Origin of the sequence: Streptomyces sp. 4F14 (assembly GCF_048159485.1) — a bacterium.
Taxonomy (GTDB): domain Bacteria; phylum Actinomycetota; class Actinomycetes; order Streptomycetales; family Streptomycetaceae; genus Streptomyces.
The window spans coordinates 1-412 of sequence record NZ_JBLRVY010000169.1; the positions used below are offsets into that span (position 1 = coordinate 1).

The 412-nt window shown below is 73.1% G+C and carries 1 protein-coding gene; it reads left to right on the forward strand.

What is annotated here, in order from left to right; genetic code table 11:
- Positions 1-15: 15 nt before the first annotated feature.
- A partial coding sequence (locus ACLZOT_RS50150) for a TetR/AcrR family transcriptional regulator (RefSeq protein WP_416976010.1) occupies positions 16-412 on the forward strand: 397 nt, incomplete at its 3' end.

Here is a 412-nt window from a genome sequence, read left to right on the forward strand (position 1 = left end):
TGTAAGCCTGCTCCCATGGCAACCGGACACACGGACCCGCAGCGCCGCGAGCGCATCATCGCCGCCACCCTCGACCTGATCGCCGAAGAGGGCATCGCGCGGGTCTCGCACCGCAGGATCGCGACGCGCGCCGGGGTCCCCCTGGGCTCGATGACGTACCACTTCAGCGGCATCGAGGAGCTGCTGCGGGAGGCGTTCGGCCGGTTCACGGACCACATCGTCGCCGTCTTCGACGCGTACCTCGGCGCCGCCGCCGACCGCGACGAGGCCCGCGCGGCGGTGGCCGACCTGGTGCACGAGCTGTCGGAGGGCAGCCAGCGGGACCTGGGGCTCACCCAGGAGCTGTACACGCTGGCCGCGCGGGAGCCGGCCTACCGGGAGCTGACCCACGAGTGGATGCGGCGCAGCCGGG